The following is an 18,037-nucleotide window of genomic DNA, read 5'->3' on the forward strand; positions in this document are numbered from 1 at the left end:
TGCGCGGCGCGTCCACTCACCGTCCAGACCTCGTCCAGAGGCGTTGTCGAGACTTCCGTCGTCGAGAAGTGCCGGCCGGGCGCGGAGGTTCGCCGCCGCCCCTCATCCACCCCGGGGAGAGCCATGTCAGCTCGGCTGGACCACGTCCCACGCGACTGGTGCGCGGTCGAGTCGGACCGGATCGCCGCCCTGCTCGAACGACGTGGGCAGGTCGCCGGACCGGTGGTGTTCGGCGCCGGTTTCGGCCCGTCCGGCCTCCCGCACGTCGGCACGGTGAGCGAGGTCGTCCGCACGTCCTTCGTCCGGCGGGCGTTCGAGGAGGCGACCGGGCGCAGCACCCGGTTGGTCGTGGTCGCCGACGACATGGACGCCCTGCGCAAGGTGCCGGACACCGTCCCCGACCGGGCCGCGTTGACGCCCCACCTCGGGATGCCGCTGCACCGGGTGCCGGACCCGTGGGGCGTGGCGCCCAGCCTCGCCGAGGGCATGGTGGACCGGCTGCGCCGGGTGCTCGACGTGATGGAGGTCGACTGCGAGGTCGTCCGCAGCTCCGACCTCTACCGGTCGGGCCGCCACGACTCGGCCATCCGCGCCTTCCTCGCGGACTTCGCGGAGGTCAACGCCCTGGTCGGCGCCTCCGTGGGCGCCCTGAGGCGCAGGTCGTACAGCATCGTGATGCCGGTGTCCCCGCACACCGGCCGGGTGGTCGAGCACACGCGGGTGCTCGACGTCGACCCGCACCGGGGCACGATCACCTACGAGATCCCGCGGGACGTGGTCATCCAGCGCCCCGGCCTGGACCACGGCCTCGAACCGCACGAGTACTACGCGGGCGAGCCGATCGGCGAGCCGGTGACCGTGTCCGCGCTCGGCGGCGGCGGCAAGTTCCAGTGGAAGGCCGACTGGGCGCTGCGCCTGCTCAGCGGCGACATCGCCTACGAGATGCACGGGCAGGACCTGGCGGACTCGGCCCGCGTGGTGCGTCAGGTGTTCGAGCGGCTGCGGCGCGAGCCGCCGGTGCTCTTCGAGTACGGGCTGTTCGTCGACGAGCGGGGCCGGAAGATCTCGAAGACCGTCGGCAACGGCTTCGCCCTCGACGACGCGATCGGCTGCCTCACCCGCGAGGGCCTGCGGATGCTGCTGTACCGCAAGCCACGCCGACCACGCCGGTTCGACCTGGCGTCCGTGCTGCGGGCCGATGACGCGGTGCGCCACGAAGCGCGGCTCGCGGGTGACCCGCGTCGCGGGGCCGGCGCCCGGCTGCGGCTGCGGCGGATCGGCGCGACGGCGCCGCCGGGCGGCCCGCGGTTCGGCACCCTGGTGCGGGTCCTGGCCGCTTGCGCGCCGGTCGACCACGCCGCCGCGGTGGCGTTCGTCGAGCGGGTCTTCCCGCCGGGTCGCCGCCCGGAGCCCGACCTGGTGGCACGGGCGTGGCGCTTCCACCTGCACGCCCGTCCCGCGCCACGATCCGCCGTCCTCGACACCACCGCCACCACCGTGCTCCGCCGGCTGGCGGACGCGTTGGCGTCGGCGCCGCACGCCGATCCCGGCGTGCTGCTGCACAAGGCGCTCGACGGCCACCCCGACGCCTACCGGCCGCTGTACCTGGCCCTGCTCGGCCGGCCGCACGGCCCGCGACTGGCCACCTGGCTGCGGATCACCGGCACGCGCCGCTCGCTGGCCCTGGTCCGGGACGCCCTGTCCCGCGCCGTTCCCCCGTCCGACCGCTCCGAAGGTGGTTCGCCGTGACCCGATCCGCAGTCCGCCCGGCCCCGGTGGACTTCACCGTCGTGCAGGACCGGGCGCGCGCCTTCGCCGTGTCCCTGCGGGAGCGCGCCGCGGAGATCGTGCGCAGCCTCTCCGGCTACCAGTGCGCGAACGTCGCGCTCGACGAGATCGAGCGGTCCGTCGACCTGCTGGACAACCTGCACCTCAACCGGGAGCACTTCGGTGGGAAAGTGGGCGCGGTGACCACGTTCCTGCCGTTGAACCAACCCCTCTACGCCACGGTGTGCTTCGGCGTCGTGCCGTCGTTCATGGCCGAGGACACCGCGCTGCGCCCGCCGACCGCCATGCACCCGCACTACCGGGCGTTGGCCGACGTGCTCGACCTCCCCGCCCACTTCCCGGAACTGCACGTGTCCTACGACGACAAGGAGGAGTTCGTCGCGCGGCGGGCACACCGCACGGACGCGGTCGTGTTCACCGGCACACCGGAGAACGCGGCGAAGGTCCGACGCTCGTTCCCGAGGCGGACCCTGTTCATCCTCAACGGTTCCGGCCACAACCCGCTGGTGGTGACCGAGACCGCCGACGTCGACCTCGCCGTCGGCAGCGCGCTGCGGGTCGTGCTGTACAACCAGGGGCAGGACTGCGCCGGGCCGAACGCGATCCTGGTCCACCGCGAGCGCCTGGCCGCGTTCCGCGAGACCCTGTTGGCGCGGCTGCGGGACCTGGAGCACCGCGTCGGCCCGTACTCGGACCCGGACAACGTGGTGGGGCCGAACACCGACCCCGACCACGCGTTGAAGACGGGCCGCCGGTTCCGCGACGAGCGGGAGTCCTGGGTGTACGGCGGCGAGGTCAACCCCGTCAGCGGGATGATCAAGCCCACCGCGTTCGAGAAGGAGCTGGCGCTGGGCGGCAACTTCCGCGAGTTCTTCGCCCCGGTGTTCTTCCTCCAGCCCTACGACGACGACGCGGAGCTGCGCCGGTACTTCGAGGACCAGCGGTACGCCGCGAACGCCATGTACGTCTCGGTGTTCGGCCACAGCCCGTACGTGGAGTCGCTGATCGGCTCGCCGTCGCACGACGCGGACTCGATCCTGTGGGACACCGACCTGCACCTGGCGGAGAAGGGCTATCTCCCCTACGGCGGGCGTGGGCCGGCGGCGTCCTGCCTGTACGTGGACGGGGTCCGGGTGCCGGGCGCGACCCTGCCGCAGCGCGACATCGCCCTGCACCTGGTCGCGCGGCGGGGCGGCGCGTGCTGAGCGGGCGCTGGGAGCCCGTCGCCGCGATCTGCACCGTCGCGGTGGTCGGGCTCGTCACCGGCCTGACCGTGCCGCTGGTGTCGTTGCGGCTCAGCGGCGGCGGCGCGTCGTCCGCGTTGATCGGGACGGCCGCCGCGCTGCCCGCGGTGGGCATCCTCGCCGCGGTGATGTGCCTCGGCCCGCTGACGTGGCGGTGGCGGGTCAAACCGCTGCTGGTCACCGGGATGCTCGGTTCGGCGGTGAGCACGGGGCTGCTCGCGGTGACCGACGACGTCCCGGTGTGGCTGGTGCTCCGGTTCGCCGGCGGCGTGTTCGCCGGACTGCTGCTCGTGCTGGGCGAGACCTGGATCAACGCCGTGACGGCGGAGGCCACGCGGGGGCGTTGGATCGCCCTCTACACGTCGGTGTTCACGCTGTGCCAGGTGTCCGGCCCGGGGCTGCTGGCCCTGTTCGGTTCGGCCGCCCAGTGGTCGCTGCTGGTCGCCGTGCTCACCCACGTGCCCGGCATCGCCCTGCTGGCCGCCGTCTCGTGCCGGATCGACGCGTTCAAGGCCGGCAAGCCTGCCGCGGCGTGGACGTTCGCGCGGGCGGCGCCGACCATCGCGCTCGCGGTGCTGATGTTCTCGTTCTTCGACAGCGCCGTGCTGGCGCTGCTGCCGCTGTACGGCATGGCGCACGGGCACGCCGAGGCGGTCGCCGTCCTCATGGTGGGGGCGGTGTTCGCCGGCGACGCCCTGCTCCAGGTGCCGCTGGGTTGGTGGGCCGACCACGTCGACCGCCGTCGGCTGCACGTCGGGTGCGCGGTGCTCGTGCTGCTGCTGGCGCTGGCCATGCCGCTGCTGCTGGGGGTGTCGGTGCTGACGTGGCCCGCCCTGGTGGTGCTGGGCGCGGCGGCGGGCGGCGTCTACACGCTCGGGTTGGTGCGCATCGGCCAGGACTTCACCGACGACGAGCTGGTCGACGCCAACGCCGGGGCCACCGTGCTGTGGGCGTTGGGCAGCCTCGTCGGCCCGCTGATCGGCAGCGCCGCGGCGAACCTGCTCCCCCCGGACGGCCTGATGCTCGCGCTGGCCGCCGTCACCGCGCTGTTCCTGACCGCCGCCGTCGCCGAATTCCGGGCGCCGGCCCGACTTTCGCGTTGACCGGCGACGGGGAGGATTTGTCCTTTTCCCCCGGTGCCCGATCAGCTGAATTCCTGCCGGCGGGACAAGCCCGCGACACCCACTCACCGCGATAACCACGCCCTCCGACAGACATTTCCGCTGATAACCGGAGCGGGCAACGACAGGTTGTCCTCGTGATTGTTCCGTTATGATGACCATGGTCACCCGAGTCCCCTTCTGGGCGAACCCGGACCCTGCTACGTTGCCTCGACATGAGGGCACTCGACAAACGAATGACCGTGACCGCGCTGGTCGTGGCCGCCGGCTTCACCCCGCTGGTGGCTCCGGCGGTCAGCACCGCGGCCCCGGTCGCCGCTCCTGTCGCGCCCGCCGCTCCGGTCGCTCCCGCCGCCGCGCCCGGCACGCACCAGGCCAACCCCGTGGCCTCCAAAACGCACTTCGACTGGACGCTGCTGACCAGGATCCGCCGGGCGAACGCCTACGCGGAAAGCCGACCCGGTTTCGCCGGCATCGTGGTGCGGGACCGGAAGACCGGCGCGGTCTGGCGCAACGGCCACTCGGGCGCGCTCGTCTGGGCCTGTTCCACGCCCAAGCTCGCCATGGTCGTCGACCTGCTGCTGCGCAACGACGCCGGCACCGTCAGCCTGACGGCGGAAGACCGCGACCTGATGCACCGCATGCTGAACTCCAGCGACGACAACGCGGCGCACACGCTGTGGACCCGCTACGGCGGCGAGCGGGAGTTCGCGTCCCGCTTCCCGTCCTACGGCATGACCGACATGCGGTTCACCGACGAGCACCCGCACCACTGGGGCTGGATCCTCACCACCGCCGACGACCTCGACCGGCTGATCAACTACGTGCTGACCCGGCTCCCGGCCGCCCACCGCGACTACATCGTCACCGAGATGCGCTCGGTCGACGCCAACCAGCAGTGGGGTGTCTGGGGCGCCGGCGCCGCCGCTCGTCCGGGCAACAAGAACGGCTGGTCCGACGACAACGACGACGGCTCGTGGCTGATGAACTCCGTCGGCTTCGTCGGACCCGACGAGCGCTACACCCTCGCCATCATGAACAACACCCAGGTGGTCGAGAACGGGTACGACGTGGGCATGGAAACCACGACCGGGATCAGCCGGATCATGTTCGACGGTTACTTCCGCTGATCGTTGTCCCGTCCCGGGGGTCGGCCGCGGCCTGCGGCGGAGCGTTCTTCGAGGACTCCGACGAAGGCCGTGGCGACGAGCGCCACCGCGCGGTCGTCGTCGTGGGCCAGCCGGCGCAGCACCTCCCGCGCGGTGGTCCCCGCCAGCTCGACCAGCGCCTGCGTCAGGCGGATCCTGATCGCGGAGTCCGCGGTGGGCTCGGCCAGTTCGTCGACCAGCGCCGCCATGATCCGGTCCGCGTGCGCGGGGTCGCGGGACAACGCGCCCAGCACCTCCGCCGCGTCGACGTCGTTGACGCCCTCGACCACCATGCCGACGAGCGTCGGCACGGCCGCGATCACGCCACGCCTGCCCAGCGCCAGGGCGGCGGGCCCGCGCACGGCCGGGTCCCGGTCGCCGAGCGCTTCAGCGAGCACCGCGCTCGTGCCCGGAGCCCGCGGCATCTCCGCGATCGTCAGCACGGCGCGCCGCCGGACCTCGGCGTCCGCCGAGCGCGCGCCGGCGGCCAGCGTCGCCATGCCGTCGCCGCCTGACCGGGCCAGCGCCCAGCGCAGCGCCCCCGCCACGTTGGGGTCGGCCTCGGCCAGCACCGCGCCGGCCAGCAGGTCGGCGGCGATCGGCGCGTCCTCCGGCCGGGACAGGACGGCCTGCTGCCTGCGCGCGGCGCTCGCCGAGTCGAGCCCCTGCATGAGCTCGACGACGCGCAGGACGCCCTGCCAGCCGGTGGGCGCCGACGCGTCGATCGCGCGGAGCCGTTCGAGCAGCTCCCGGTCCCGCCCCAGCCGGTCCTCCGTCCACCTGATGAGGTCGCCGACCAGGGCGGACGGTGTGAACGCCGGGTCGTCCAGCGCGCGCCCGACCTGCTTGAGCGAGAGCCCGAGGGACCGCAGGCCCTCCACGTGGAAGATCCGGCGGACGTCCTCGGCGGAGTACTCGCGGTAACCGCCGACGGTGCGACCGCTCGGCCGCACCAGACCGAGCGCGTCGTAGTGCCGGAGCATCCGCGTGCTCACCCCGGAATGCCGGGCCACGTCCCCGATCAGCAAGCCGTGCTCTCCGGCGCCACCGCCGGCTCGGCGCTCCCCGGCACGGCGGCGGCTCGTTCCGGGCCGAGGGTGACGACTCGCGTCGCCTCGGCGATGGCCAGGTCGAAGCCCGCGTCCGGGTCGTGCAGGAGCACCTCGGTGGCCCGGGCGTGCGCGGCCACCTCCGGGTCCGGGTCGGCCGCCGCCCGCGCCAGGGCGGGCGTGATCACGTCGCCGAGGTCGACCAGCGCCCGGCTCAGGCTCAGCCGCACCTCGCGGTCGCCGCGGGCGAACTGCGCGACCAGCTCGTCGACCAGCCCCGCCTGCCCGTCCTCCGGGGCCAAGGCCACCGCGACGCGCCACGCGGTCCGCGCGACCTCGTCGTCGGCGTCGCGCAGCATGTCCCGCGTGATCCAGGCCCACGCGCTCCGGTCGCCGATCTTGGAGAGCGTGTGCAACGCCTGGCTGCGACTCCGGGCGCGCCCGGAGTCGAGCTCACGGCGGAGGCGGGGCAGGGTGAGCTCCGGCGGCAGGCGGGTCAGCGCCCAGGACAGCATGTCGCGCACGAAGAAGTCCGGCTCGACCGCGCACCGCTCGACGAGCGCCTCCAGGAGACCGGGGTCCGGGTTCGTGCCGGCCGCCAGGGCCGCCTTGAGCCGGACCGAGGAGTCCTCGGCGCCGAGGGCGTCGGCCACTCGGGCGTGCTGCGGGGTTCCGCTTGTCGTGGGGATCGGGACCACCTCCTGCGCCCAGTGGACACCTTGTCACCGTGTCAAGGTCAACCCCGTGACCGGCGGATCGGGAGATCACCCGGTCCCGAACCGGCCTGCCCGGTCACGCTGGGCGACCGTACCCGACGGGGCCGCGACGCACCCGGCGTCCGACTCGCGGTGGCGCCGGCATCACCAGGAGCGCCACCGCGACGCCTGATCACCGGGTCGACGTCGCCCGCTGTCCGCGGAGCAGGGCGGCACACCAGTGGAAGTGGCCGTCGTCGCCGTCGGAGGAGAACAGGTCGTAGGTGGTGAGGGCGTACGCCGCCTGGTAGAGCGCGAGGGTCTCCGGCCGGTGACCCAGCTCGCGGGCGAACAGGCGGGTGAGGGTGGCGGTGTGGTGCCGGGCGTGCGGTCCGTACATGTCCCAGACGGCGGCGGTGACGGCGGCCTCGAACGCGGGATCGCCGGCGGTGGTGAAGAAGCCGAAGTCGAGGACGGCGGTGGGACGGCCGGTGTCGTCCACGTGGAGGTTGGGCGGGACGAGGTCCCCGTGGATGGCGGTGACCGGGGAGTCGGGCAGGGCCGTGAGGGAGTCGACGACCCGTCGCACCGTCTCGGCGAGGCCCGGGACGTGGGCGGCGAGCACGTCGCCGTGGCGGCGCGTGGCACGCCGGACCAGGGCGGCGAGCGCGTCGGGGAAGCGCGTGCGGTCCCGCCAGAGGGGCCGGTCGTCGCCTTGGACGGTGAGGCCGCGCATGGCCTCGGTGCCGGGGACGGTCGCGAGGGCGCGCAGGACGGTGAGGAGCGCGGCGGTCTCGGCGGCGGGCAGGTCGCGTTCGGCGGAGGTCGTCGCCGGCTCGGCGCGGAAGGGCGACCCGGTCAGCTCGCGCTCGTAGGTCACGAGTACGCCCTCGTGCACCTCGCTGTCGAGGATCTCCGGCGTGGCGAAGGGCAGCGGGTGGCGGGCGATGTCCGCGTGGACGCGGCGCGAGAGCTCCAGGTCGGCCGGCGGCCGGCCGCTCCACACCTTGGCGACGAGGCCCTCCCCGAGTCGGTAGACGGCGCCCTCGACACCGGCGGCGAGGGGACGCGGCGCCCGGTGTCCGCGACGGGTGAAGTGCGCGAGCCAGTCGTCGGTGTGGCGTTGGCGGTGGTCGACCATGGGCGGAGTACACCCGTGCCGCCCCGCGGTCGCACCCGCTTTTCGCCGGCTGCGGCACGGGGCCGGATGATCCCGGTGGCGGGTCTGGTCTACAAAGGGACCGGTGAACTCCGGGGGATCGACGAGTGCCGCGTTACCCGACGGCCGGGCCGCCCGAGCCGTCGCGCTGGTGAGCCGGGTGTGCGTCCGGCGGCGGTTCGCCGTGATCGGCGCGTGGGTGGTGCTGGTGCTGGCGCTGGTGACCGCGGCGAGGGTGGTCGGCACGCCGACGGACAACGACGTGAGCCTGCCCGGCACCGACGCCCAGCTCGTGCGGGACCTGACCGCGTCGCCGGGGGCCCCGCTCACCTCCGGCACCGTGATCCTGGTGGCCGAGGACGGGCGGCTGGACGACGAGGTCCGCTCCGGTGCGCTGGCGGAGGCGGCGGCGTCGCTGCGCGAGGCCGTGCACGTGACCGCGGTGAAGCCGCCCTCGACGCGGGACGGGTCGTTGTCCGAGGACGGGCGGACCGGCTGGTTCACGGTGGGCCTGGACGTCCGCCGGGCCGAGCTCACCGGGGACGTGGCGCGCGCCGTCGTCGACGCCGCCCGACCGGCCGCCGACGCCGGCCTGCGGGTGCTGCCCGGCGGGGCGTTCGCCCAGGCCGTCGACGGCTCGGGCAGCACCGGCGACGAGTACTTCGGCCTGCTCCTGGCCGCCGTCATCCTCTTCCTGGCGCTCGGCGGCGTGGTCGGCGCGGTGCTGCCGCTGCTGACCTCGGCGCTCTCGGTGCTCGCCACGCTGGAGGTGGTGGGGCTCGCCGGGAACCTGACCTCGATGCCGGCGGTGGCGGCGACCCTGGCGCTCATGGTCGGCCTCGGCGTCGGCATCGACTACTCGTTGTTCCTGCTCAGCCGTTTCCGCGCGTTGACGCGCTCGGGCCTCGCGCCGCCGGAGGCCATCGAACGCGCGGCCGCCGACTCGGGCACGGCGGTGGTCGTCGCCGGTGTGACGGTCGCCCTCGCGCTCGCCGGGTTGGTGCTGACCGACGTGCCGCTGCTGCGGACGCTCGCCTGGACGTGTGGGATCGCGGTCCTGTTCGCCGTGCTCGCCGCGCTCACCCTGCTCCCCGCGCTGACGTCGCTGGCCGGACGTCGGCTCGCCCGCGGCGGGACGCTGCACGGCCGGCTGACCCGCCGGGTCGGCTCCGGTGGCCGCTGGGCGCGTCAGGCGGACCGGGTGACCCGCCGGCCCTGGCTGGCGGGCGGGTCCGCGCTCGTGCTGCTGGCGCTGCTCGCCGCACCGGCGACCGACCTGCGGCTCGGCCAGCTGGACGCGGGGTCCTCGCCGACGTCCACCGCCGTCCGGCAGGCGGACGACGCCGTCTCGGCGGCCTTCGGCCCGGGCGCGGGCACGCCGCTCACCGTGCTGGGCCGGTTGTCGACGCCGGTCGTCGACGCCGGGGACCCGCGCCCGTCCCGACTGGTGGCCGCGGTGCGGGCCCAGCCCGGGGTGGCCTCCGTCGGGCCGGCCACGCCCTCCGCCGACGGGCGGGTCGTCACGGTGGCGCTGATCCCGTCGACCTCGGGCGGCGACCCGGCGACGGCGGACCTCGTGCACCGCCTGCGGGCCCTGGCCGTGCCGGGTGTGACCGTGCACGTCGGCGGTGGCGCCGCCGCCCGCGCGGACCTCGCCGACCGGATCACCGACAAGCTGCCGCTCGTCATCGGGGTCGTGCTGCTGCTGTCGGTCGCGGTCCTGCTGCTCGCCTTCCGGGCGCCGCTGCTCGCCCTCAAGGCCGCCCTGATGGACTTGATCTCGATCGGGGCGGCCTACGGCGTCCTGACCGCGGTGTTCACCCGGGGGTGGGGCGCGACGTGGATCGGGCTCTCCGGCCCGACCCCCATCCCGAGCTTCGTGCCGCTCATGCTCTTCGCCCTGCTGTTCGGCCTGTCGATGGACTACGAGGTGTTCCTGCTCAGCGACGTGCGGCGGCGCTTCCGCCGGACCGGGGACACCGTGCGCTCGGTCCGCGAGGGCCTGGTCGGCACCGGCGGGGTGATCACCGCGGCGGCGGCGATCATGGTCGGCGTCTTCCTCGCGTTCGTGCCCCACGACGACCCGACGATCAAGATGTTCGGCGTCGGCATGGCGGTCGCGATCGTGGTGGACGCGACCGTCGTCCGCTGCCTCCTCGTCCCGGCCACGATGGCCGTGCTCGGCGACCTCACCTGGTGGACGCCCGGCCGCCGGCGAGCGCGTGCCGCAGAGCCGATCGGGTGACTTCCCGGCCTGGTGTATCCAGCGCCCCGCCCGCCGCTCTTCTCTGGTGTCGGGTGGTTGCCGGTTGGGGAGTCGGTCCACCCGCGCAGGGGGGATAGCGCGCCACCCGCCCTTCGGGGCGGGTGGGCCGCGCGTGCTCGGGTCGCCGGTGGCGAATCGGGATCCGGGCCGCCGTCCGCGATCCGCGCCGAGCCGGAGGGAATCCCCCGTGCCAGGACTTCGACGACTACTGCGATCGACCGCGATCGGGTTGCTGCTGGCGCCGCTGCTGGTGGTCACCGGCCACTCGGCGTCCGCGTACACCGGCACGGGCCGGGTGACCGTGTACCAGACGGTCGCCTACTGCGTGCAGGGCGCGGCCACGATCGACCACTTCTCCGGTGGTTTCTCCGGGAACATCGGCTACGCCAACGCCTACCTGGCCAACCGCGGCATCACCGGGGCGTGCACGCTGACCGCGACCGGCAACGGGCGCACCCGGCTGGACGTGCAGGTGTGGAACGGCAGCGCGTGGGCCTTCTGCCGGGGCTCGGACTGGAAGTACGGCCCGTTCGGCTGGACGAGCGGCGAGTTCGGCGGACCGTACGGTCCCCAGCAGCTGCTCGACTACGGCGGCTCGGTGTGCGGCCCGGGCTACTACCGGACGGTGGCGTCCGCCGAGTACGACACCGGCAGCGGGTGGGTCGGCGGCACCGTCGCCTCCGGTTACGAGTGGGTGCCCTGACCCGGGTCGGCTCATCGGCCGGTTCCGGCGACCGGCGCGGACAGGCCTTGCAGGGTCAGCAGCAGGTCGCGCACGTCGGTGGCGGCGAGGCGGCCGGTGCGCTCGACCGCGTCCGGCACGACCGGGTCCGAGCACAGCAGCACCGGGCCGTCCTCGGCGCGGTCGGGCAGCCTGCCGTGGGTGCCGAGCACGCACGTCGGGTCGAGCGGCACGACGTTCATCGCGTAGCGCAGGCCCAGCTTCTTGCGCGCCAGGTTCAGCCCGGCCTTGGCCTTGGCCAGCCGGTCGCGGGGGTCGAAGAACAGCTCGGCCGGGTCGTAGCCGGGTTTGCGGTGGATCTCCACCCCGCGCGCGAAGTCCGGGGCCCGGTCGTCGTCGGTCCAGTAGTAGTAGGTGAACCAGGCGTCGGGTTCGGCCACGACGACCAGCTCGCCCGACCGCTCGTGGTCGAGGTGGACGCCGGCCTGCGCCGCGCGGTCGAGCACCGAGTCCACGCCGGGCAGCTCCGCCAGCACGGCCCGCACGCGCGGCACGTCGGCCGGGTCGGCGACGTAGACGTGGGCGATCTGGTGGTCGGCCACCGCGAACGCGCGGGACGCCCACGGGTCCAGCAGCTCCATGCCGGCCTGGGTGTAGACCTCCAGCAGCCCGGCCCGGCGCAGCGCCCGGTTGACGTCGACGGGACGGCGCGCCGCCGTGATGCCGTACTCCGACAGCGCCACGACGGTCGCACCGGCGGCTTCGGCGTCGGCGAGCAGCGGTGCGAGCGCGGCGTCCACGTCGGCCGCCGCCCGTGCGGCCTGCGGACCGTCGGGCCCGAACCGCTGCAGGTCGTAGTCGAGGTGGGGCACGTAGACCAGCAGCAGGTCGGGTCGCCGGGACGCCAGCACGCGGCGGGCCGCCCCGACGATCCACTCGCTGGACTTCAGCGCCGCCGTGGGTCCCCAGTACTGGAACAGCGGGAACTCCCCCAGCTCGCCCACCAGCTCGTCGTGCAGCGCGGGCGGCCGGACGTAGGCGTCGGGCGACTTGCGGCCGTCGGCGTGGTAGATCGGCCGCGGGGTGACCGTGACGTCGGTGGACGCGCCCATGGCGTACCACCAGCAGACGTTCGCGGCCGTGTAGCCGGGGTGGGCGCGGCGGGCGGTCTCCCACACCTTCTCGCCCTGCACCAGCCGGTTGTGCTGCCGCCACAGGTGCACCTCGCCCAGGTCGCGGAAGTACCAGCCGTTGCCGACGATGCCGTGCTCGGCCGGGGTGAGCCCGGTCAGCAGCGTGGACTGGGCGCTGCACGTCACGGCGGGCAGCACGGTGCCCAGCTCGGCCCGCCAGCCCCGCTCGCCGAGGCGGGCGAGGTTCGGCATGTGCGGCAGCAACGCCGGCGTCAGGCCGACGACGTCGATGACCACCAGCGGTTTCATGACGCTCCTCCGAGGTTCTCCGATGCCCAGCGCAGTTCGGCGGCGATGCCGGCGGCGAGGTCGTCGCCCGCGCCGGGCAGGACGGTCCACGTGTAGGTCTCGACCTCGACGTGCGGCATGGCGTCCGAGGTCGACCGGACCGCCTCGACCGCCGTCAGCAGCACGTCCGTGGTGGACGTGAGCGGCGCGGCCGGCCGGTCGTGCAGGGGTACGTGGAAGTGCACGCGCCACGGGTGCTCGGCGGGCAGGTCGGTCAACGCCTCGGGCAGGTCGTCGGCCGCGAGCACGCCGGCGGGCGTGTTCTCCCGGACCTGGTGCAGGTAGCGCGGCTCGACGAAGCCGGCGACGGCCCGCCTGCCCTCCTCGGCGCCCGGCTCGGCGACCTCCAGCGCCGCCGAAGCCTGGACCTTGACCACCGAGAGCCCGGTCGCGCGGATGCCCTCCACCGCGTCGACCGGGTCGGCGAAGGACACGGCGAGGTGGCACGTGTCCAGGCAGATCCCGACGTGGTCGTGGTCCACGCGGTCGGCCAGCCACGCGACGGCGTCGGCCACGGTGTCGAGCACGCAGCCCGGCTCCGGCTCGACGGCCAGCCTGATCGGCCTGCCGTGCCGCGCCGCATCCTCGCGCAGGGCGCGGGCGACGGTGTCCAGCGCCTCCTGCGCCCGCGCGTCGTCGTCCCCGTCCCACGGCTCGCGCCAGGCCAGGGGCAGCGTGGAGATGCTGCCGTAGGCGGCCGAGTCGGGCAGCAGGTCCGCGAGCACGGTGGCGCACGCGAGGGTGTACGCGGTGCGGCGCGGGTCGGTCCACGTCGGCTCGTAGACCGAGTGCTTGACGACCTCGTGGTGGAACCCGCCGTACGGGAACGCGTTGAGCGTGCTCACCTCCAGGCCCCTGGCCCGCAGGTCCGCCGCCAGCCGACGCCTGGCCGCGCCGTCCGCGGCGAGCCCGCGCGCGACCGGCTCGGCCAGCCACAGCCCCAGCGCCAGGGTGTCGGCGCCGAGGGCCTCCCGCACCGGGACGGCGTAGCGGTCCAGTTGGGCGACGACGCCGGCCAGGTCCTCCGCCGGGTGGACGTTGGTGCAGTACGCCGGGATCACGAGCCACCGCGCAGGATCGAGTTGCCCTCGAACGTGGGCGACGCCTCCGGCTCGTCCAGCGCCAGCCGGCCGCTCTGCCCGTAGAACTCGACCGGGTTGCGCCACAGCACCCGGTCGACGTCGTCCTCGTCGAACCCGGCCGCCAGCATCGCCACGCCCGTCTTGTGCGTCTTGAGCGGGTCGGACCGGCCCCAGTCGGCGGCGGAGTTCACCAGGACCCGCTCCGTGCCGTACTCGGTCAGCAGCGCGACCATCCTGACCTCGTCCATCTTCGTGTCCGGGTAGATCGAGAAGCCCATCCAGCACCCCGACTCGGCCACCGCGCGCACCGTCATCTCGTTCAGGTGGTCCACGACCACCCGTTCGGGGGGCAGACCCGATTCGCGGACGAGGTCGAGCGTGCGCGCCGTGCCGGCCGCCTTGTCCCGGTGCGGCGTGTGCACCAACGCGGGCAGGTCGTGCCGCACGGCGAGCTCCAGCTGGCGCGCGAACGCCTCGTCCTCCTCCGGGGTCATCGAGTCGAAGCCGATCTCCCCGACCGCGACCACGCCGTCCTTGGCGAGGTAGCGCGGCAGCACGTCGAGCACCTCGGCGCAGCGCGGGTCGTTGGCCTCCTTGGGGTTGAGCGCGATGGCGCAGTGGTGCCGGATGCCGAACTGCGCGGCCCGGAACCTCTCCCAGCCGATGAGGGCGTCGAAGTAGTCGGTGAACGAGCCGACGCTCGTGCGCGGCTGGCCCAGCCAGAACGCGGGCTCGACCAACGCCCGCACGCCGGCCGCGTGCATCGCCTCGTAGTCGTCCGTCGTCCGCGAGGTCATGTGGATGTGCGGGTCGAAGATGCGCATCAGGTCTGACTCCTCAGCAGTTCGAGCGCGTCGTCGGGCACGGCGCGGCCCGCGGCGCGGCGTTCGTCGGCGAACGCGCCGACCATGCGCCGCAGTTCCGCGTCCGCGCGCCGGTCCAGCCCGGCCACGGCGGTGAGGGGGATTCCCAGGAACAGGCACTTGAGCACGCCGTGCCGCCACGTGTGCGCGTCGAGGTGGTCGGCCGCGAACGGACCGAGCGCCGCCGCGACGAGCCTGGTGTCGTTGGTGCGCAACGCGTCCTTGACGAGGTCGACACCGGCCTCCGCCGCCTTGTCCCCCACGGAGGCGAGCGCGCGCAGGACGCCACGGCGTTCCGCGTCGTCACCGAAGCGGTAGAGCCCGGTCAGCTCGGCCGCCAGCTCCCGCGGGCCGGTCACCGACGCGAGCACGGCGAGCAGCCCGGCGCGGGCCTCGTCGTCCACGGTCCCGTGCACGACGCCGAGCGGGTCGGCCTCGCCGCGCAGCGCCTGCCTGCCGACGGCCCGGCCGACCGCGGGGAAGAGCGACCGGATCGCCGCGGGGTCGGCCCGCACCGCGCGCTCGGCCTCCGCCAACCACGGGTGCTCCGCCGCCGGCGCGGGCGACGCCTCGCGAGGCGCGCTCCCCGTCTCCGGCCCCGGTCCGGCCGACGCCTCGCGCAGGGCGCTCATCGCCCGGCGCGCCACGTCCGGCGCGGCGTGGCTGTGGCGGGGCAGTTCGACCCCGGCCAGCCCGGTGTAGCCGATCTCGTCCAGCGCGGCGAGGGTCGCCGCCAGGTCCAGCTCTCCCTCGCCGAACTCCAGGTGCTCGTGCACGCCGGGCAGCATGTCGTCCAGCTGCACGTTGAGCAGGAGGTCGCCGGCGCGGCGGACGCAGGCGGCGGCGTCCTCGGGTTCGACCGCGACGCAGTGACCCACGTCCAGGGTGATCCCGAGCAGCTCGGGCGAGCCGAGGTCGGCGCGCAGCCGCAGCGCCTGGTCGAGCCGTTCGACGAGCATGCCGGGTTCGGGTTCCAGGGCGAGGGGCACGCCGTGCCGGACCGCGGCGTCCAGCGCCGCCGTGACGCCGGACCGCATCCGCCGCCACGCCTCCTCGTCGTCCACGCCCGCGGGCACGATGCCGGACCAGAACGACACGCAGTCCGCGCCGAGGTCGGCCGCGATCTCCACGGCCCGCCGCAGGAAGTCCAGCCGGACCTCCTGGTCGTCGCTGACCAGCGTCGGGTGGTGCTTGCGCCGGGGGTCGAGCAGGAACCGGGCGCCGGTCTCCACCACGACGCCCAGCCCGAGCCGGTCCAGCCGCGCGGCCACCCTCTTGACCTGCTGCGGCAGGTCCGCGGCGAACGGGTCGAGGTGGTGGTGGTCGAGCGTGAGCGCCACCCCGGTGTAGCCGAGGTCGGCGATCACCGCGAGCGCGTCGTCCAGCCGGTGGTTGGCGAACCCGTTGGTGCCGTAGCCCAGGTGGAACGTCATGTCGGTCCCACCTTCCGGCCGAGCCGGCGGGCCAGCGGCAGCAGCAGCGCGAGACCGGCGGCGACGGCCGGCGACCCGCCTCGCGCCACCAGGGCGCACTGCAGCGGCACCATGCCGTGGATGCCGGTCTTCGTGGCCGACCGGACCGGGCCCGCGCCGGGGTCGCGCACCGCCGCCCACTGGGCACGGCCGACCGTGGCCGCGTAGGCGGTCGCGCCGGCGAGCGCGCCCAGCCGGTGCCGCCAGGTCCGCCCCGGCCGGGCGATCGTCGCCACCGTCGTCGCCACCGTGCCGCCGAGCACCGCCTTCGCCGCGCCGGCGGACGTGCCCCGCACCTCGCCGCGGGACAGCGCCGTCACACCGAGCGTGTGCCCGGCCATGACGGCGGCCGCGGGCAGCGCGCTCACCGCCCGTTCGCGGCCCGCGCCGAGGACCACGTCCAGCCCTCGGCACACGGCCATCGCCAGCGGTCCGGCGGCCGTGTCCTTCAGCAGGGTGTCGTAGGACCACACCGCCGCCGCCACGGGCACCGCGACCGCCAGCGCGTCACGCCCGCCGGCCGCCGCGGCGAGGCCGAGCCCCGTCGCGCTGAGGGCGACCGCGACGGACAGCGCGGCGCGGGGGCTCACCCGGCCGGACGGGATGGGCCGCTCCGGGCGCTCCACCGCGTCCAGCTCGCGGTCGGCCCAGTCGTTGAGCGCCATCCCGGACCAGTACAGCGCCACCGACGACAGCGGCAGCAACCAGCGCCTGCCCCGCAACGGCACCCCGGCCGCCGCGGCGCCGGCGAGGGTGTCGCCGAGCACGGTCAACGCGGCCGGCGCGCGGACCAACTCCACGTAGGCCCTCACGCCAGCTCCCCCGCCCACCGGTGCAGCTCCCGGGTCTGCTCCGCGAACCGGTGCTCGTCGCTGCCCAGCGGATCCTTGAAGAAGAACCCGAGCGCGCCCAGCGCGCCCACCTCGCCGGCCGCGTGGGCCGCCGCGACCAGCCGGGTCAGGTCCAGCACGAGCGGCGCGGCCAGCGCCGAGTCCAGCCCGGTCCAGGTCAGCTGCAACGACATGCGCACGCCGAGGAACCCCTCGAACGACACGTGGTCCCACGCCGTCTTCTGCTCGCCCAGGTCGGGCACGTTGTCGATGTGCAGCGGCGCGGTGACGTCCTCGCCCAGCAACGCCGCCAACCCGCGCGCCTTCGACTCCAGCTTGCTGTTCGCGTGCTCGGGGTCCTCCAGGGTCGCCCCGTCGCCGCCGCCGAGCAGGTTCGTGCCCGCCCACGACCGCACCCGCAGCGCCCGCGCGGTGAACATCGGCGCGAGCACCGTCCGGAGCAGGGTCTCCCCCGTCTTGCCGTCACGTCCCGCGTAGGGCAGCCGTTCCCGGTGGGCCAGCTCGTCCAGCGCGGGCAGCGCGATGCCGGTGGACGGGGTGAAGTCCACGAAGGGGCAGCCCGCGCGCAACGCCGCGTAGGCGGCCACCGAGCTGGGCGGCAGCACCGCGCGCCCCGGGTCGGCCAGCGCCGCCTCCAACGCGGCCAGGTCGTCGTGCTCGGGTGCGGCGGGCACGGGCGGTTCGGTCGAGGACACGTTGACCACGACGACCCGCGCCAGGCCGTGCCGCTCGCGGAAGTCGGTGATGTCGGCGGCCAACCGGCGGGCCGCCTCCGCCTGGCTGCCCCGGTGCGTCACCGGGTGGTAGCCCGGCCGGACCTCGGCGTCGGCCGCGTGCAGGCCGTCCACGATCGCCCCGAGCAGGCGGTGCGGCAGCACGCCGCTGTCCACCAGCTGCTCGGCGCGTTTGACCAGAGGTGTGTCCACGACGTCGTGACCGCCGACGACCAGGTCCGACCACCCCGGCATCGGGACGTCGGCCAGCTCCGGTCGTTCGGTCACGCAGCCCGTCGGCGGCGCCAGGCCCGCGCGCAGCGCGAGCAGCCCGCCCATCGCCGTCGTCGCGACCGACCCGCGTGCCCCGATCAGCCACAGCCCGGTGGGTTCGTCCGTCATTGGCCACCCTCCTTCACCAGC

At 74.6% G+C, this 18,037-nt stretch carries 15 protein-coding genes; 6 read left to right on the top strand and 9 right to left on the bottom strand.

All coding sequences use genetic code 11. From position 1 onward, the window contains the following. Nucleotides 1-123: 123 nt before the first annotated feature. The 4 genes from EDD40_RS05125 (at nt 124) to EDD40_RS05140 (ending at nt 5,283) form a co-directional block, all read left to right on the top strand. Nucleotides 124-1,749 carry a hypothetical protein gene (locus EDD40_RS05125; protein WP_123741860.1) on the top strand — a complete coding sequence of 542 codons (1,626 nt, stop codon included), beginning with the start codon at nt 124-126 and terminating at the stop codon, nt 1,747-1,749. Next, nucleotides 1,746-2,993, top strand: coding sequence for an aldehyde dehydrogenase family protein (locus EDD40_RS05130; RefSeq protein WP_170184952.1), 1,248 nt, complete (start codon nt 1,746-1,748; stop codon nt 2,991-2,993). The genes EDD40_RS05125 and EDD40_RS05130 overlap by 4 nt, the downstream gene beginning before the upstream one ends. Then, entirely contained in the window at nt 2,987-4,135 is a 1,149-nt protein-coding gene (locus EDD40_RS05135; protein ID WP_170184953.1) for an MFS transporter, read from the top strand. Before EDD40_RS05130 ends, EDD40_RS05135 begins: the two co-directional genes overlap by 7 nt. 233 nt (nt 4,136-4,368) lie before the next feature. Next, nucleotides 4,369-5,283: a serine hydrolase gene (locus EDD40_RS05140; RefSeq protein ID WP_246037421.1), complete on the top strand. Its 915-nt coding sequence runs from the start codon at nt 4,369-4,371 to the stop codon at nt 5,281-5,283. Here the strand turns inward: EDD40_RS05140 and EDD40_RS05145 are convergent. From EDD40_RS05145 to EDD40_RS05155, 3 genes are all read right to left on the bottom strand, one after another. After that, a complete protein-coding gene (locus tag EDD40_RS05145) occupies nt 5,271-6,329 on the bottom strand; it encodes a MerR family transcriptional regulator (RefSeq protein WP_123741863.1) in 1,059 nt (352 codons plus the stop codon). The two genes, EDD40_RS05140 and EDD40_RS05145, sit on opposite strands and share 13 nt — an antisense overlap. Next, complete coding sequence (locus EDD40_RS05150; RefSeq protein ID WP_123741864.1) at nt 6,323-7,048, bottom strand: HEAT repeat domain-containing protein; 726 nt, start codon at nt 7,046-7,048, stop codon at nt 6,323-6,325. The genes EDD40_RS05145 and EDD40_RS05150 overlap by 7 nt, the downstream gene beginning before the upstream one ends. Nucleotides 7,049-7,238: 190 nt before the next feature. Next, nucleotides 7,239-8,186, bottom strand: a complete 948-nt coding sequence (locus tag EDD40_RS05155; protein WP_123741865.1) for a phosphotransferase family protein — start codon at nt 8,184-8,186, stop codon at nt 7,239-7,241. 103 nt (nt 8,187-8,289) lie between these two features. Here EDD40_RS05155 and EDD40_RS05160 point away from each other — a divergent pair, with 103 nt between their 5' ends. Together EDD40_RS05160 and EDD40_RS05165 are read left to right on the top strand one after the other, a co-directional pair. Then, nucleotides 8,290-10,449 carry an MMPL family transporter gene (locus tag EDD40_RS05160; RefSeq protein WP_123741866.1) on the top strand — a complete coding sequence of 720 codons (2,160 nt, stop codon included), beginning with the start codon at nt 8,290-8,292 and terminating at the stop codon, nt 10,447-10,449. A gap of 208 nt (nt 10,450-10,657) precedes the next feature. Continuing rightward, nucleotides 10,658-11,173 carry a hypothetical protein gene (locus tag EDD40_RS05165; RefSeq protein WP_148088689.1) on the top strand — a complete coding sequence of 172 codons (516 nt, stop codon included), beginning with the start codon at nt 10,658-10,660 and terminating at the stop codon, nt 11,171-11,173. 11 nt (nt 11,174-11,184) lie between these two features. On the opposite strand, the gene EDD40_RS05170 is transcribed toward EDD40_RS05165, so the two are convergent. From EDD40_RS05170 to EDD40_RS05195, 6 genes are read right to left on the bottom strand one after another with little or no spacing between them, the layout of a single operon-like run. Continuing rightward, on the bottom strand, nt 11,185-12,594 hold the full coding sequence (locus EDD40_RS05170; protein WP_123741868.1) for an alkaline phosphatase family protein: 1,410 nt from the start codon (nt 12,592-12,594) through the stop codon (nt 11,185-11,187). Then, nucleotides 12,591-13,691, bottom strand: coding sequence for a metabolite traffic protein EboE (gene eboE, locus EDD40_RS05175; RefSeq protein WP_123747779.1), 1,101 nt, complete (start codon nt 13,689-13,691; stop codon nt 12,591-12,593). The genes EDD40_RS05170 and eboE overlap by 4 nt, the downstream gene beginning before the upstream one ends. Continuing rightward, entirely contained in the window at nt 13,691-14,539 is an 849-nt protein-coding gene (locus EDD40_RS05180) for a TatD family hydrolase (protein ID WP_123741869.1), read from the bottom strand. Before EDD40_RS05180 ends, eboE begins: the two co-directional genes overlap by 1 nt. After that, nucleotides 14,539-16,011 carry an EboA domain-containing protein gene (locus tag EDD40_RS05185; protein WP_123741870.1) on the bottom strand — a complete coding sequence of 491 codons (1,473 nt, stop codon included), beginning with the start codon at nt 16,009-16,011 and terminating at the stop codon, nt 14,539-14,541. The genes EDD40_RS05180 and EDD40_RS05185 overlap by 1 nt, the downstream gene beginning before the upstream one ends. After that, on the bottom strand, nt 16,008-16,862 hold the full coding sequence (locus EDD40_RS05190) for an SCO3242 family prenyltransferase (RefSeq protein WP_123741871.1): 855 nt from the start codon (nt 16,860-16,862) through the stop codon (nt 16,008-16,010). The genes EDD40_RS05185 and EDD40_RS05190 overlap by 4 nt, the downstream gene beginning before the upstream one ends. After that, entirely contained in the window at nt 16,859-18,016 is a 1,158-nt protein-coding gene (locus EDD40_RS05195) for an inositol-3-phosphate synthase (protein WP_123741872.1), read from the bottom strand. The genes EDD40_RS05190 and EDD40_RS05195 overlap by 4 nt, the downstream gene beginning before the upstream one ends. Between the last annotated feature and the right edge of the window lie 21 nt (nt 18,017-18,037).

The organism is Saccharothrix texasensis (assembly GCF_003752005.1).
In the GTDB taxonomy this organism is placed as follows: domain Bacteria; phylum Actinomycetota; class Actinomycetes; order Mycobacteriales; family Pseudonocardiaceae; genus Actinosynnema; species Actinosynnema texasense.

Bases quoted from the DNA above. Each gene is read 5' to 3' on its own strand.
- EDD40_RS05170 (WP_123741868.1), bottom strand. From the start codon at position 12,594: ATGAAACCGCTGGTGGTCATCGACGTCGTCGGCCTGACGCCGGCGTTG.
- EDD40_RS05125 (WP_123741860.1), top strand. From the start codon at position 124: ATGTCAGCTCGGCTGGACCACGTCCCACGCGACTGGTGCGCGGTCGAG.
- EDD40_RS05180 (WP_123741869.1), bottom strand. From the start codon at position 14,539: ATGCGCATCTTCGACCCGCACATCCACATGACCTCGCGGACGACGGAC.
- EDD40_RS05140 (WP_246037421.1), top strand. From the start codon at position 4,369: ATGAGGGCACTCGACAAACGAATGACCGTGACCGCGCTGGTCGTGGCC.
- EDD40_RS05195 (WP_123741872.1), bottom strand. From the start codon at position 18,016: ATGACGGACGAACCCACCGGGCTGTGGCTGATCGGGGCACGCGGGTCG.
- EDD40_RS05185 (WP_123741870.1), bottom strand. From the start codon at position 16,011: ATGACGTTCCACCTGGGCTACGGCACCAACGGGTTCGCCAACCACCGG.
- EDD40_RS05155 (WP_123741865.1), bottom strand. From the start codon at position 8,186: ATGGTCGACCACCGCCAACGCCACACCGACGACTGGCTCGCGCACTTC.